Below are 15,969 nucleotides of genomic sequence, written 5' to 3' on the forward strand. Positions count from 1 at the left end.
ATCCATAAGAAATGCTTCAAAAAAATATAAATTTTAAAAAAACGTTGCATCCACTGTTTTAAAAAATTAAATTTGCAAAATATTTAACTACTGATGAAACGAAGCATTGTGAAGTTCCAAGAGACCATTAAAAAACAATAACTACGACGAATGAAATACACAACACGAAAAAGCGCCATACTCTTATTAAGCGACGGAACTATATTCCACGGAAAATCTATAGGAATTTCAGGGACTACTTTTGGTGAAGTATGCTTTAATACTGGAATGACGGGGTATCAAGAAATATTCACCGATCCTTCTTATTTTGGACAAATTATGGTGGCCACCAATGCCCACATTGGGAACTACGGAGTAAATGACAAAGAAATCGAATCTGACAGCATTAAAATTGCTGGATTGGTTTGTAAAAATTTCAGTTTCAATTATTCTCGTGAAGACGCTTCAGGAAGTTTGGAAGACTATTTTACAAAACAAAACTTAATCTGCATTTCTGATGTTGACACGCGCGGATTGGTGAGCTACATTCGCGACAATGGAGCGATGAACTCGGTAATTTGTACTGACGGAACGCCAATTGAAGAACTAAAAGCAGCTTTGGCTAAAGTGCCGGATATGAAAGGATTGGAATTGGCTTCCAAAGTTTCTACCAAAGAACCTTATTTCTTTGGTGATGAAAATGCAAGTTATAAAATCTCTGCTTTGGATTTGGGAATCAAAACCAATATTCTTCGCAACCTTGCCAAAAGAGATTGTTACATCAAAGTTTTTCCATACGATTCTACATATTCTGAATTGGCGGCATTCAATCCAGATGGTTTTTTCTTGTCGAACGGACCAGGGGATCCAGAGCCACTTACTGGTGTGATTGAAGTTGCCAAAGAAATTTTGGCAAACGACAAGCCTTTATTTGGTATTTGTTTAGGGCATCAAATTATTGGTTTAGCAAATGGAATTTCCACTTATAAAATGTTCAACGGACATAGAGGAATCAACCATCCAGTTAAAAATATCATTACCGGAAAAGGAGAAATCACTTCTCAAAACCACGGTTTTGCCGTAAACAAAGAAGAGTTGGACAATAATCCTGACATAGAAATCACGCATCTTCATTTGAATGACGGTACTGTGGCGGGAATGCGAATGAAAGAGAAAAACTGTTTCTCTGTTCAATACCACCCAGAAGCAAGTCCTGGACCACACGATTCGTCTTATTTGTTTGATCAATTTATTGAAAACATAAAAAAATAAACTCCTCTATGGATGTTTGTTCGAATACAAAGCTGTCAATTTTTGGCGGCTTTTTTTTATTCACTTTTTTTGACAGAGGTAAGTTTTTTGAATTCTTCATTTTTGGAAAACAAAAAATCCATTAAAGTTAACGGGTTACTGTTGTTCTCTAAAATTGTTTTTGATTTAGGGTCAGCATCACAAAATTCTAGAAAAAGGGCTGCTTCATCAGGTTTTAATTGTAATGTTTTGTTGAAATAATCTTGGGTACAAGACGCTGTGGCCAATTCTTTAAATTTAATTTCTTTCGTTTTTTTTCGATTGCCTGATAAATTTATAATCATTCCTATGCCATTTTCTATAGTTCCATCATAAACGCCATATGGTTTTGGGTTTTTTGCAGCTTTTTCAATATTTAATTGGCTAGCAATATTTTTATCAAATTTTATTTTTGGAAATGCTGTTTTTGTGACCACAACAACTTCTTCAAGTTCCTCTGGCTTTTGTGTCAGTAAAATTATAAAACTGTTTTTGTCAAGAAACTCTTTATCTAATAAAACCCTTTTGTAATCATACTTTTTTGAAATAAAAACAAGCATGTCTTCGGCTTTTGCCAAAATTGAAAATTCGCCATTGCTATTGGTGATTGTGTTTTTTTCGGAAACTAAATTGACGACTTCAATGCCTTGGATTGTGGTAGGTTATCACATAAAACTTTCCCTTTTATAGGCTTTTCGGTTTGCGAAAATCCAAATTGCGAAATAAATAAAAGTATGGGAATAAATTTGCTAGCTTTCATTATTTGGAATTAGTTGATTGTAAAACTATCTGAATTATTTCGAAATTCAGCTAGAAATGTCTATAAAGTTTTGTTAATACTCCTACGGAAACTTGTATTATGTGATTGAATTGTTATTTTTGTTTTTCAACAACTTTGGAAAGAAATTGTTGCGGTCAACAGTGCTTTATCTTGATTCTTAAAGCGTATATTTGGTCAAAATTTATCAGGTATACAAAATTGAATCTGATCTTAGTTTTATGTGTAATTTATAATTAAAATAAAATATCAAAAAAATAATGCTTTTAAAATCAAGACGAATGAAATCCATTAATAATAAAATTGCACTTGCTTTTCTTTTACTATTTTCAAGCGGTATCGCCATAGCTCAAGAAGTAATCAAGGAAACTGCAGTTGATACCATTAAAAAAACCAATACAGGGCAAAAGCAAAAAATTGATGGAGTAATTGCAAAAGTGGGTGATTACATTATTTTGGATTCGGACATTGACAAATCATACTTGGAGATTTCAAGTCAAGGCGGTTCCATAAAAGACATTACGAGATGCCAAATGTTGGGGAAATTAATGGAAGATAAATTGTATGCCCACCAAGCCGTGCAGGATAGTTTGAAGGTTACCGATTCTGAGGTGAAATCCTTGATGGAAGAGCGATTGAACTATATGGTGGAACAAATTGGTTCTATGGAGAAGGTGGTAAAATATTATAAGAAAAGCTCTGAAGAGGATTTTAGAACTTATTTCTTTGATATTTTGAAAGAACAAAAATTGACTTCTGAAATGCAGAAGAAAATCATTGACGGTGTTGAAATAACACCGGAAGAAGTTCGTAATTTTTTCAAAAAAATTCCTGTAGCTGATCTTCCTGTTTTTGGAGCCGAGATGGAAGTTGCGCAAATTGTCGTTACTCCAAAAGTATCGGATGCCGAGAAGCAAAAAGTAATCAACAAGTTGAAAGAATTCAAAAAAGAAATTCAAGAAGGAGGTTCCAGTTTTGCCACAAAAGCGGTTTTGTATTCCCAAGATCCGGGTTCTAGAGCTACAGGAGGTTATTATAAAATGAATCGAAAAACACAATTTGTAAAAGAATTCAAGGAAGTGGCATTTAGCCTTGCCGAGGGTGAAATATCCGAGCCTTTTGAAACAGATTTTGGTTTTCATATTATTTATGTTGAAAAGATCAAAGGACAGGATGTTGAATTGCGTCATATATTATTGATACCAGCAGTAACATCCGAAGATTTAAAGGCTGCCAAAGAAAAAATAACCTTGATTAGAAAAAGAATAGAAGACAAGGAAATTACTTTTGCCGAAGCTGCAAAAACAATGTCGGACGAAAAAGAAACCAGGGCAAACGGTGGAGCTTTAATCAATCCAAGAACCCAAGACACCCGTTTCGAATTGACAAAAATGGAGCCTACTTTGTACGGTCAGATTTCAAATTTAAAAGAAAATGAAATTTCATTGCCAATATTGGATGAAGACCAATCAGGAAAGAAAAAGTACAAGTTGATTACCGTTACCAATAGAATAGAAGATCATACAGCTGATTACGCCAAGGATTATACCAAAATAAAAGATTTGGCATTGAAAGAAAAGCAAATAAAAGCTATCGGGAAATGGTTTGACGATAAAATTAAAGATACTTACATTAAAGTTATCGGAGAGTACAGAGATTGTGCTTTTACAAACAATTGGCTTAAGAAGTAGTATTAAGATACGAGTATTAAGTATCAAGATTACTTCCAACTTCTAACTTCTAACCTCTTAATATGTCAGACGTAGCTGCAATACATAACTTGGTTCAAAAAAGGAATGAGCTAAAAAGTGAAATCGCCAAAATTATCGTGGGTCAAGATGCGGTGGTAGATCAAATCCTGCTCTGTATTTTTTCTGGTGGACACGCACTTTTGGTGGGAGTTCCTGGACTTGCAAAAACTTTGATGGTGAACACGCTGGCGCAGGCACTTGGGTTGGATTTTAAAAGAATCCAGTTTACCCCTGATTTGATGCCTTCGGATATTTTGGGAAGTGAAATATTGGATGAAAATCGCCAATTCAAATTCATAAAAGGGCCTATTTTTTCGAATATTATTCTGGCTGACGAGATCAACAGAACACCTCCAAAAACCCAAGCGGCTTTGCTTGAAGCGATGCAGGAACGTTCGGTTACTATAGCTGGTCATAATTATAAATTAGATTTGCCTTATTTTGTATTGGCTACCCAAAATCCGATTGAGCAAGAAGGAACTTATCCTTTGCCAGAAGCTCAATTAGATCGGTTTATGTTTGCTATCAAACTGGATTACCCATCTTTTGAGGAGGAAGTTCAAGTGGTTAAAAGAACTACTGCCGATTTGAATTCCAAAATAAATCCGTTGTTTACATCCCAAGAAATAATTGATTTCCAACATTTGATTCGTAGAATTCCTGTAGCTGATAATGTTATAGAATATGCGGTTACTTTGGTCAGTAAAACACGTCCTGATAATGCTTTGTCCAACGAATTTGTAAAAAATTATTTGGATTGGGGAGCAGGACCAAGAGCATCCCAAAATTTAATTTTGGCAGCCAAAGCCAATGCAGCTTTCAATGGAAAATTCTCTCCTGATATCGAAGACGTGAAAGCCGTTGCTACAGGAATCCTTCGTCACCGAATCATCAAAAACTACAAAGCCGATGCTGAAGGAATTACCGAAGAAATGATTATTGACAAGTTAATTTAAGAAGTTGTTTTATTCGTAAAATGCCAATTTACCGTTTGTCTCCTGTAATATCACATATTTGGTGTTATAATTTAGAAAAAAACGAAAAAGCAATCAGGGTAAAAAGGTAATTTTGTCTTCTAAAGTAGTAATTACACAAATAATCTTTCAGTTTTTCAGAATTTTTCAATAAAACACATAATATTTATTTTATTTATAAATATTATGGTTTAAATGGCATCTTTTGCTGATTTTTTTAAATTCTCATCTTTAATTCTTAAGTTTGCATCACAAATTAAAAAAACTAATATTGTGGTTTTTTTGATTTTGAAATAATCGAGAAAATCTGCTATTAACATTGTAAAGACATCATTATGAATACTTATAACGATTACATCAAGGAAATCGAAGAACGCAAAATTCAGGGACTTCACCCGAAGCCGATTGATGGTGCTGAATTACTAAGCGAAATCATTGAACAAATCAAAGATTTGGCTAACGCAAATAGAGTTGATTCTCTTAAATTTTTTATTTATAATGTTGTTCCAGGAACTACTCCTGCTGCCAATTTGAAAGCTAATTTTTTAAAGGAAATCGTGCTTGGTCAATCAGTAGTTGCTGAAATTACCCCTGCTTTTGCTTTAGAGTTGTTGTCACACATGAAAGGTGGAACTTCTATAAAGGTATTACTTGATTTAGCTTTAGGTAATGATGTTACTATTGCTAAGCAAGCTGCTGAAGTTTTGAAAACACAAGTTTATCTTTATGAGGCCGATACAGATCGTTTAGCTGAGGCTTTCAAAAACGGAAATGTAATTGCCAAAGATATTTTAGAAAGCTATGCCAAGGCGGAGTTCTTTACTAAATTACCTGAAATTGCAGAAGAAATTAAGGTAGTTACTTTTATTGCTGGTGAAGGAGATATTTCGACTGATTTACTTTCTCCAGGAAACCAAGCCCACTCTCGTTCAGATCGTGAATTGCATGGAAAATGTTTAATTTCTCCTGAAGCACAAGCTGAAATCAAAGCATTGGCAACAGCGAATCCTGATAAGAGCGTGATGTTAATTGCTGAAAAAGGAACTATGGGTGTAGGTTCTTCAAGAATGTCAGGTGTAAACAACGTGGCTCTTTGGACTGGAAAACAAGCAAGTCCTTATGTTCCATTTATTAATATTGCTCCAATCGTTGCGGGAACAAACGGTATTTCTCCAATTTTCCTAACAACTGTTGATGTTACTGGTGGTATTGGTTTGGATCTTAAAAACTGGGTTAAAAAATTAGACGAAAATGGAAAACCTCTTCTTAATGAAAGTGGTGATCCTATTCTTGAAGAAGTTTACTCTGTGGCTACAGGTACTGTTCTTACTATCAACACAAAAACTAAGAAACTTTACAACGGAGATAAAGAATTGATTGATATTTCTAAAGCATTCACGCCTCAGAAAATCGAATTTATAAAAGCTGGTGGGTCTTATGCTATCGTGTTTGGAAAAAAATTGCAAACATTTGCATCAAAGACTCTAGGTGTTGATATTGTGCCTGTATATGCTCCGTCAAAAGAGGTTTCTGTTGAAGGGCAAGGTCTTACGGCAGTTGAAAAAATATTTAATAAAAATGCGGTTGGAACAACTCCGGGTAAAATTTTACACGCTGGTTCAGACGTTCGTGTTACCGTAAATATTGTTGGTTCACAAGATACAACTGGTTTGATGACTTCTCAGGAATTAGAGTCTATGGCTGCTACCGTGATTTCTCCAATCGTTGACGGTGCATACCAATCAGGTTGTCATACTGCTTCAGTTTGGGATAATAAATCTAAGGCAAATATTCCGAGATTGATGAAATTTATGAACGACTTCGGATTAATCACGGCTCGTGACCCGAAAGGTGTTTATCATTCAATGACGGATGTAATTCATAAAGTACTTAATGATATTACTGTAAACGAATGGGCTATCATCATCGGTGGTGACTCTCATACAAGAATGTCAAAAGGTGTTGCTTTTGGTGCTGACTCAGGAACTGTTGCTCTTGCATTGGCTACTGGAGAGGCTTCAATGCCAATTCCAGAATCTGTGAAAGTAACTTTCAAAGGAGATATGAAAGGGTATATGGATTTCCGTGACGTGGTTCACGCTACACAAGCTCAGATGCTAAAAACATTTGGTGGAGAGAATGTATTCCAAGGAAGAATCATTGAGGTTCACTTAGGAACTCTTAATGCGGATCAAGCATTTACGTTCACGGATTGGACTGCAGAAATGAAAGCAAAAGCTTCTATCTGTATTTCTGAGGATTATACTTTAATCGAATCTCTTGAGATGGCGAAAGGTAGAATCCAGATCATGATCGACAAAGGAATGGACAATAAAAATCAAGTCCTTAAAGGGTTGATTGCTATTGCTGATAAGAGAATTGCCGAGATTATATCAGGTGAAAAACCAGCACTAAGACCAGATGCAAACGCTAAGTATTACGCTGAAGTTGTTGTAGATTTGGATCAAATTGCTGAACCAATGATTGCAGATCCAGACGTAAATAATGCTGATATTTCTAAACGATATACTCACGATACAATTAGACCTCTTTCTTTCTATGGTGGAGACAAAAAGGTTGACCTTGGATTTATTGGTTCTTGTATGGTTCACAAGGGGGATATGAAAATCCTTGCTCAGATGCTTAAAAACATAGAAGAGCAAAATGGTAAAGTAGAGTTTAAAGCGCCACTTGTAGTAGCACCACCTACTTATAATATTGTAGATGAACTAAAAGCCGAAGGAGATTGGGATGTTTTAAGAAAATATTCTGGTTTCGAATTCGACGATAATGTTCCTAAAGCTGCGGCACGAACTTCATACGAAAAAATGTTGTATCTAGAACGTCCAGGTTGTAACCTTTGTATGGGTAACCAAGAAAAAGCAGCCAAAGGAGATACGGTTATGGCAACATCTACTCGTCTTTTCCAAGGAAGAGTCGTAGAAGATACAGAAGGTAAAAAAGGAGAATCTTTACTTTCTTCTACACCGGTTGTGGTATTATCTACAATCTTGGGTAGAACTCCAACAATTGAAGAATATAAAATGGCGGTAGAAGGTATCAACCTGACTAAGTTTGCACCTTCTCATAAGTTATTGGTTAAATAATTCACATAATTAGTTAATTATAGTTTAAAAGCCTGAGTCTAATGACTCAGGCTTTTTTTTGTACTCAATTTTTTTGTAACTTGTGATGTTCAAAAATGTATTACAAATCCAAATAATATAAATCTTATGGCATTTGATATTGAAATGATTAAAAAAGTGTACGCAAATATGGCAACTCGAGTGGACAAAGCACGTGAACTTGTCGGTCGTCCCCTAACATTGACAGAGAAAATTTTATACACTCACCTTTGGGAAGGACAACCTACCCAAACTTTTAAAAGAGGTGTGGATTATGTAGATTTTGCTCCAGACAGAGTAGCTTGTCAAGATGCAACGGCTCAAATGGCTTTGTTGCAATTCATGCATGCTGGAAAGAAAACAGTTGCCGTACCAACAACCGTTCACTGTGATCACTTGATTTTGGCCAAAAATGGCGCCGAATTTGATTTGGCTGCAGCCAATACACAATCAAAAGAAGTTTTCGACTTCCTTTCTTCAGTGTCCAATAAATACGGAATTGGTTTTTGGAAACCAGGTTCAGGAATTATTCACCAAATCGTTTTGGAAAACTATGCTTTTCCTGGAGGTTTGATGATTGGTACCGATTCGCATACCGTAAATGCAGGAGGATTGGGAATGTTGGCTATCGGTGTTGGTGGTGCCGATGCTGTGGATGTAATGTCGGGAATGTCTTGGGAATTGAAATTTCCAAAATTAATAGGTGTGAAATTAACTGGAAAATTATCGGGTTGGACGGCACCAAAAGACGTAATCCTTAAAGTAGCCGATATTCTTACCGTGAAAGGTGGAACAGGAGCTATTGTTGAATATTTTGGAGAAGGAGCTACTTCAATGTCTTGTACCGGAAAAGGAACTATCTGTAATATGGGAGCCGAAATTGGTGCGACAACATCAACTTTTGGTTATGACGAGTCAATGCGAAGATACCTTTCTGCAACAGGTCGTCAAGACGTGGTCGATGCTGCCGACAAAGTAGCTTCTTACCTAACTGCCGATCCAGAAGTGTATGCCAATCCCGAAACATATTTTGACCAATTAATCGAAATCAATCTTTCGGAATTGGAGCCACACATTAATGGGCCTTTTACTCCCGACAGAGGAACGCCGGTTTCCAAAATGAAAGAAGAAGCTGCGGCTAATGGATGGCCAATAAAAGTGGAATGGGGATTAATCGGTTCTTGTACCAACTCTTCTTACGAAGATATGGCTCGTGCTGCGTCAATCGTAAACCAAGCTGTGGAACACGGAATCACTCCAAAAGCGGAATTTGGTATCAATCCGGGTTCGGAGCAAATTAGATATACAATTGAAAGAGATGGCATCATCGCTACTTTCGAAAAAATGGGTACCAAAGTATTTACCAATGCTTGTGGGCCTTGTATCGGACAATGGGACAGGGCAGGAGCTGACAAGCAAGAGAAAAACACCATCGTTCACTCTTTCAACAGAAACTTCTCTAAACGTGCCGATGGTAATCCAAATACCCACGCTTTCGTAACTTCGCCAGAAATGGTGGCTGCATTGGCGATTGCAGGTCGTTTGGATTTCAATCCCTTGACAGATACTTTGATTAACGACAATGGCGAAGAAGTGAAATTGACTGCGCCTTATGGTGATGAATTACCTAAAAAAGGTTTTGCAGTTGAAGATAACGGATTCCAAGCGCCAGCTGCTGATGGTTCGGGCGTTCAAATTTTGGTAAGTGAAACTTCAGACAGATTGCAGCTTTTGGCACCTTTCGAAGCTTGGGACGGAAAAAATATTATGGGAGCTAAATTGCTTATCAAAGCTTTCGGAAAATGTACCACGGATCATATTTCTATGGCCGGGCCTTGGTTGCGTTTCCGTGGTCACTTGGACAATATTTCAAACAATATGTTGATTGGAGCTGTGAATGCATTCAGCCAAAAAACAAATTCAGTTAAAAACCAATTAACGGGAGAATACGATGCTGTTCCTGCTGTGGCTCGTGCTTACAAAGCAGCTGGAATTCCTTCAGTTGTTGTAGGAGACCACAATTATGGTGAAGGTTCTTCTCGTGAACACGCCGCAATGGAACCTCGTTTCTTGGGTGTTAAAGCGGTTTTGGTAAAATCATTCGCTCGTATTCACGAAACCAATTTGAAAAAACAAGGAATGCTTGGATTGACTTTTGCGAATGAAGCAGACTACGACAAAATTCAAGAAGACGATACCATCAACTTCGTGGACTTGGTTGATTTTGCTCCAGGAAAACCATTGACCTTAGAATTCGTTCACGCAGATGGTTCTAAAGACAGTATCTTGGCAAACCATACGTATAATGCAAGTCAAATTGGTTGGTTTGTTGCGGGTTCAGCATTGAATTTGATTGCTGCCGAAGCCAATGCATAATTAATTTCATGCTTTTTAAATTTTATAAATGCCCTGTTCTTACAGGGTGTTTTTTTTGTTAAATTGAATATAAAGAGTTGTTTAAAAATTGCGAAATTCATATTTTAAGTTTAAATTTGTTTTGTGTTGTACTTTTTTGACAGCTTTTGCCGTTAAAGTGAAACAATTATTCAATTTTCGAATAATTACAGTTTTCTATCGCATTGAAAATTAAAAAATTGGTGCGGTAAAAGTTTAAATTTAAATTACGTTTATGAAGTATTATCAGTGCCTTTTTTTGATTGTTTTTTTTAGTAGTATGAGTCTTTTTTCGCAAGAAAAATACAAACAACATACTGTTTCTAAGGGCGAAACAATCAGTGAAATTGCACAGAAATACAATGTAAAACAATCGGCGATTTATGAACTCAATCCTGATGCTGCCAATGGAATTAAATCGAAGATGGTTTTATTGATTCCAACAAAAAACAAAAAGAATACTACCGTTTCCTCTCCTGATATTTCAAGCAATCATCCTGAAAAAACACACGAAGTTCTACCGAAAGAGACGCTTTACGGGATTGCAAAACAACTCAATGTTTCTATAGAAGATTTATACAAAATCAATCCAAGTCTGGAAAAAGAAGGATTGAAGATTGGACAAACAATAAAGATTCCCGAAACGGCTTTGGAAGATTTGGCGGTAACCAAAGTGACTGAAAAAGCAATCGAACCAAAAAATCCAAACGGTTCCAAAAAAAATATTCCAAAAGAAGAAGTAGTTGTTGCTTCAAAAGTGGAAGAGAAAAAAGAAATTCCAAACGAAGGAATTGAATATGAAGTCTTGCCTAAAGAATCGTTGTATTCCATCGCTAAAAAATATGGAATCACGCTTGCCGATTTGCAAAAGGCCAATTCAACTTTAGGGTCTAAAGGTTTAAAAGTAGGTCAAAAGATTGTTGTCCCCGTAAAAGCTGATGCTAATGCTATTTCGACTGTGGATAAAGTTGTCGAAAAAAAAGAGGTAAAAACTAAAAATGAGATTGCAGTCTTGCCCAAAACCGTTGTTGAAGAAAAGAATCCAGAGTCTGGAATCACCAGAGAAGTTCTGCCAAAAGAATCTTTTTATTCCATCGCAAAACAATATGGAATAACGGTTTCTCAACTAAAAAAAGCCAATCCGGATTTAGAAAAAAAGCCTTTAAAAGCTGGTCAAAAGATTGTTGTTCCGGTAAAAGCAGAGGGTAATTTGAGTTCGGTAGTGGAAAAAACGGTGGAGAAAAAAGAAATTAAAACCGAAAAAGATGTTGCTGTTGTGCCACAAGTCATCATTGAAGACAAGAAGCCGGAAACCGAAATGACCCACGAAGTTTTGCCAAAAGAAACCAAGTACGGAATTGCCAAACAATACGGACTTACGGTTGCCGAATTGGAAAAGCAAAACCCAAATATTGCAAAGAAACTATTGGTTGGTTCCATACTCAAAATTAGTACTTCGAAAGTGATGGAAACCAAGTCTCCAGCTGTCGAGCCAGTTGTGGCAAAAGAAGAATCAGACAACAAGGATTTCGTCTCTAATGTCAATAGAACTTTTGATGCTGCATTTGTAGATCAACTGATTTCCAAAGCTTCCGAAAATATTGGAACAAGGTACCGCTCTGGTGGAACGACCACAGCCGGATTCGATTGTTCGGGATTGATGTGTTACACTTTTAGTAGTTACGATATCAAGTTGCCAAGATCGTCCATGGAAATGGCTTCTTACGGTTCTAGGGTTGATGCTCAAAGTGCCCAAAAAGGGGATCTAATTTTCTTCAAAACCCGCGGAAGCGGCCGAATCAATCACGTAGGAATGGTGGTCGAAGTTCTTGATGGCGAAATTAAATTCATTCATTCTGCAACTCACGGTGGCGTGATTATTTCTTCTACCAAAGAATCCTATTACGAGAGGAATTTGGCCCAGATTAATCGGGTGTTGTAAGCTTTGTTGTGTAATCCAATAAATAGACCATTAGAATATATTCTTTCAGGAGTGTGGAATTCAGAGCTTAGAGCTTTGGTAGAAGTTTATGGATGTGCCGATTCTCAAGAACAATTTGTGAAGGATTTTGTAAAAAAACTTGGAACAAAGTAATGAATATAGATCGTTTTGATTTGGTTTAATTATAGCGTTTAGTTGTATAATATTTAAAAAAGGTGGTTTAGCAATAAGCCGCTTTTTTGTTTAAGATCGAATAAGAAGTTAATGTGTTTTTGCCTTCGTCAGTACCTGTTTTTAAAGCCGTCATTATCAATTTTAAAAAAGATATACATCTTTTATCTAATTCCTATATATCTTTTGTTTAATTTCTATATATCTTTTTGGTAAAAGATGTACATCTTTTATAGTATTTGTATTGATGAAATAATTTTTATGTCGTTGGCAATGATTTTTATGGCAATGGCTTTTTAAAATGATGTCCAAAGAAACATTTAACGGCTTAAAAGAGGTTTTGTTTATGATTGCAAGAAAGGGATGCCATTTTATTTGTAGTATGATGATAATGAAGTTCGCTCCTCGCAATAACTGAAGGCGATTTTAGACAAGGTAATTTTAACTTCTCAAAATCTTCTCCATTGCTTTTCCTTTAGCCAATTCGTCAATGAGTTATTCTTTTTACTAGTTTTATCTTTAACCAACAATTGTCATTGAAATTGCGATTCGCGTGAGGGATTGCAGTGGAGCTCTTTTTTCTTTTCAATTGCCACGGGTTTAAACCCGTGGCAATTGAAAAGAAAAAAAGCGGGAACGAAAAGCCCGACCCGTAGTTTTTACGGAGGGGCACGCCAAAATAAAACTACTTTTCCCTCTATTTCCAAAAAAAGTATATCTTTAGCCAACCAAAAATCTAAAAATAATATGCAAGACCACAATCAAGAACATTTTAAAAGAGAATTAGGATTACTGGATGGAACAATGCTCGTTGTGGGCTCAATGATTGGTTCGGGAATATTTATTGTAAGCTCGGATATGGTACGCCAATTGGGTTCTGCCGGCTGGCTCATTGCGATGTGGGTGCTCACGGGATTTATTACCGTGATTGCAGCCGTGAGTTATGGAGAGTTGAGTTCGATGTTTCCTAAAGCGGGTGGACAATATGTGTATATCAAGGAAGCTTACGGAAAACTGATTGGTTTTTTGTACGGATGGAGCTTTTTTGCCGTGATACAAACCGGTACCATTGCCGCTGTGGGCGTGGCTTTTTCTAAATTTGCCGCTTATTTGTATCAACCGGTGAGCGAAAAAAATATAATTTTTGAGTTAGGCGATTTCCAATTGCACGCAGCGCAAATTGTTTCGATAATCACCATTATTTTGTTGAGTTACATCAACAGTCGTGGCGTGAAAAACAGCAAGATTTTGCAAACGGTCTTGACGGTTATTAAAGTGGCTTCTATTTTTGGATTGATTATTTTTGGATTCGTGGCTGCCAAAGCAGAAATTTGGGATGCCAACTGGGCGAATGCTTGGACTTCACAATCTATGAATGTTGACACAGGTTCTTGGCTTCCAATTAGTGGCGTGGCCTTGATTTCGGCAATGTCGGCGGCATTGGTGGGTTCGTTGTTTTCGAGTGTGGCTTGGGAAGGTGTGACTTTTATCGCTGGCGAAATCAAGAATCCAAAACGAAATGTGGGCTTGAGTTTGTTTCTGGGCACTTTGATTGTAAGTTGTATTTATATTTTGGCCAATGTAATGTATTTGGCGGTGGTTCCTTTGCAAGACATTGCTACAGCCGAATCGGATAGAGTGGCGGTTGTGGCCTCGCAAAATATTTTCGGAAACATTGGAACATTAATCATCGCTTTGATGATCATGATTTCGACTTTTGCTTGTAATAATGGTTTGATTATGGCGGGCGCAAGAGTGTATTATACGATGGCGCAAGACGGATTGTTTTTCAAAAAAGCATCGCATTTGAATAAAGCGAGTGTTCCAGCTTGGGCATTGTGGGCGCAGTGTTTTTGGGCTTCGGCTTTGTGTTTGACCGGGAAATATGGTGATTTATTGGACTTTGTCGTGATTATCGTTTTGGTATTTTACATCCTGACGATTTACGGAATTTTTATTCTTCGCAAGAAAATGCCTGATGCCGAAAGACCTTATAAGGCTTTTGGTTATCCGTTTTTGCCGGGACTTTATATTGTTGTAGCCAGCGCGATTGGAATTGCTTTGTTATACACAAAACCAGATACTTGTGGTTGGGGCGTTTTTATAATGCTAATAGGGATTCCGATTTATTATTTGACAAAACAGAAGGAGTAGATTTTGTATTAAGATTTGAGTATTAAGTATTAAGACAAATAAAAAATCCGTCAAGTTTTAAAACTTGACGGATTTTGATTTTTTAGTAGAATCAAGTCTTGATACTTAATACTCAGATCTTAATACTAATAAGATTAAGCGTAAACAAGATCTTTCAAAGCAGTTTCCACGTCTTCAAAAGGCAGGTTCCAAGCGTCGGCAACTCCTTTGTATAGAATTTTACCATTGGCAACATTGAGTCCTTTTTTCAATTCTTCGTTTTCGGCACAAGCTTTTTTCCATCCTTTGTTGGCCAATTGCAAAGCGTAAGGCAAAGTGGCATTGGTCAACGCCAAAGTAGATGTGTAAGGAACTGCGCCCGGCATATTCGCCACGCAATAGTGGACAATGTCATCGATGATAAAAGTTGGATTCTCGTGTGTTGTCGGGGAACAAGTTTCGATACAACCTCCTTGGTCAACGGCAACGTCAACTACTACCGTTCCGGGACTCATTAATTTTAGCATATCCCGGGTAATCAAATGTGGCGCTTTGGCACCTGGAATCAAAACGGCTCCAATAACCAAATCCGCTTGGGCAATGGCTTCGCGAATATTATAATGGTTCGACATAAGCGTCGTTACATTGGCTGGCATCACGTCAGACAAATACCTTAAACGTGGCAAACTCACATCCATGATGGTTACTTGGGCACCAAAGCCGGCAGCCATTTTTGCAGCTTGCGTGCCCACAATTCCACCGCCTAAAACGACTACTTTTGCCGGTGCAACTCCGGGAACACCTCCCAAGAGAATTCCTTTTCCTTTCATTGGTTTTTCTAGATATTTTGCACCTTCTTGAATGGCCATTCTTCCCGCCACTTCCGACATTGGAACCAATAATGGCAAACTTCGGTCTGATTTTTCAACCGTTTCATAAGCCAAACAAACCGCTTTGCGTTCAATCATCGCATAAGTCAATGGTTCAGAGGAAGCAAAGTGGAAATAAGTGAATAATAATTGGTCTTTTTTGATAAGTGGGTATTCTGAGGCAATGGGTTCTTTTACCTTGATAATCATTTCGGCAATGTCATAAACGGCTTCAATGGTTGGTAAAAGTTCGGCTCCAGCTTCTGTGTAGGCATTGTCGCTGAAACCACTGTTTTCTCCTGCGCTTTTTTGCACATATACAAGATGTCCGTGTTTTTTGAATTCGGCTACTCCGGCTGGGGTTAGCGCTACACGGTTTTCGTTGTTTTTGATTTCTTTTGGGATTCCAATGATCATAATAGTTGTGTTTAGTAGTTGTGTTTTAAATATATACAAATTTACTACTTAAAGAAAATATTATGTTTAACGGATTTGAATTAAGAAAATAACAGTTTAATTTGGTATTTTTACACAAAATATTTCTTTATTGAAGGCTAATAGTA

The 15,969-nt window shown here is 37.0% G+C and carries 9 protein-coding genes; 7 read left to right on the forward strand and 2 right to left on the reverse strand.

The window, feature by feature from the left end; translation table 11 throughout:
* Nucleotides 1-150 precede the first annotated feature (150 nt).
* A complete protein-coding gene (gene carA / locus OZP13_RS01455; RefSeq protein WP_281298389.1) occupies nt 151-1,251 on the forward strand; it encodes a glutamine-hydrolyzing carbamoyl-phosphate synthase small subunit in 1,101 nt (366 codons plus the stop codon).
* A gap of 56 nt (nt 1,252-1,307) precedes the next feature.
* Here carA and OZP13_RS01460 read toward each other — a convergent pair whose 3' ends face one another.
* Nucleotides 1,308-1,847 (reverse strand): hypothetical protein, encoded by a 540-nt coding sequence (locus OZP13_RS01460; RefSeq protein ID WP_281298390.1) that lies wholly within the window; start codon nt 1,845-1,847, stop codon nt 1,308-1,310.
* A 460-nt stretch (nt 1,848-2,307) separates the two neighbouring features.
* Here OZP13_RS01460 and OZP13_RS01465 point away from each other — a divergent pair, with 460 nt between their 5' ends.
* From OZP13_RS01465 to OZP13_RS01490, 6 genes are all read left to right on the forward strand, one after another.
* Nucleotides 2,308-3,738, forward strand: coding sequence for a peptidylprolyl isomerase (locus OZP13_RS01465; protein ID WP_269241948.1), 1,431 nt, complete (start codon nt 2,308-2,310; stop codon nt 3,736-3,738).
* Nucleotides 3,739-3,800: 62 nt separating this feature from the next.
* Nucleotides 3,801-4,754 (forward strand): AAA family ATPase, encoded by a 954-nt coding sequence (locus OZP13_RS01470; protein ID WP_281298391.1) that lies wholly within the window; start codon nt 3,801-3,803, stop codon nt 4,752-4,754.
* A gap of 353 nt (nt 4,755-5,107) precedes the next feature.
* Nucleotides 5,108-7,879, forward strand: coding sequence for a bifunctional aconitate hydratase 2/2-methylisocitrate dehydratase (locus OZP13_RS01475; protein ID WP_281298392.1), 2,772 nt, complete (start codon nt 5,108-5,110; stop codon nt 7,877-7,879).
* Nucleotides 7,880-8,005: 126 nt separating this feature from the next.
* Nucleotides 8,006-10,273, forward strand: a complete 2,268-nt coding sequence (locus OZP13_RS01480) for an aconitate hydratase (RefSeq protein WP_281298393.1) — start codon at nt 8,006-8,008, stop codon at nt 10,271-10,273.
* Nucleotides 10,274-10,526: 253 nt separating this feature from the next.
* Nucleotides 10,527-12,233 (forward strand): C40 family peptidase, encoded by a 1,707-nt coding sequence (locus OZP13_RS01485; RefSeq protein ID WP_281298394.1) that lies wholly within the window; start codon nt 10,527-10,529, stop codon nt 12,231-12,233.
* 918 nt (nt 12,234-13,151) lie between these two features.
* Complete coding sequence (locus OZP13_RS01490; protein WP_281299466.1) at nt 13,152-14,558, forward strand: APC family permease; 1,407 nt, start codon at nt 13,152-13,154, stop codon at nt 14,556-14,558.
* A gap of 134 nt (nt 14,559-14,692) precedes the next feature.
* On the opposite strand, the gene ald is transcribed toward OZP13_RS01490, so the two are convergent.
* Nucleotides 14,693-15,823, reverse strand: coding sequence for an alanine dehydrogenase (gene ald / locus OZP13_RS01495; protein ID WP_269241952.1), 1,131 nt, complete (start codon nt 15,821-15,823; stop codon nt 14,693-14,695).
* Nucleotides 15,824-15,969 lie beyond the last annotated feature (146 nt).

It is taken from the genome of Flavobacterium limnophilum (genome assembly GCF_027111315.2).
Lineage (GTDB): Bacteria > Bacteroidota > Bacteroidia > Flavobacteriales > Flavobacteriaceae > Flavobacterium > Flavobacterium limnophilum.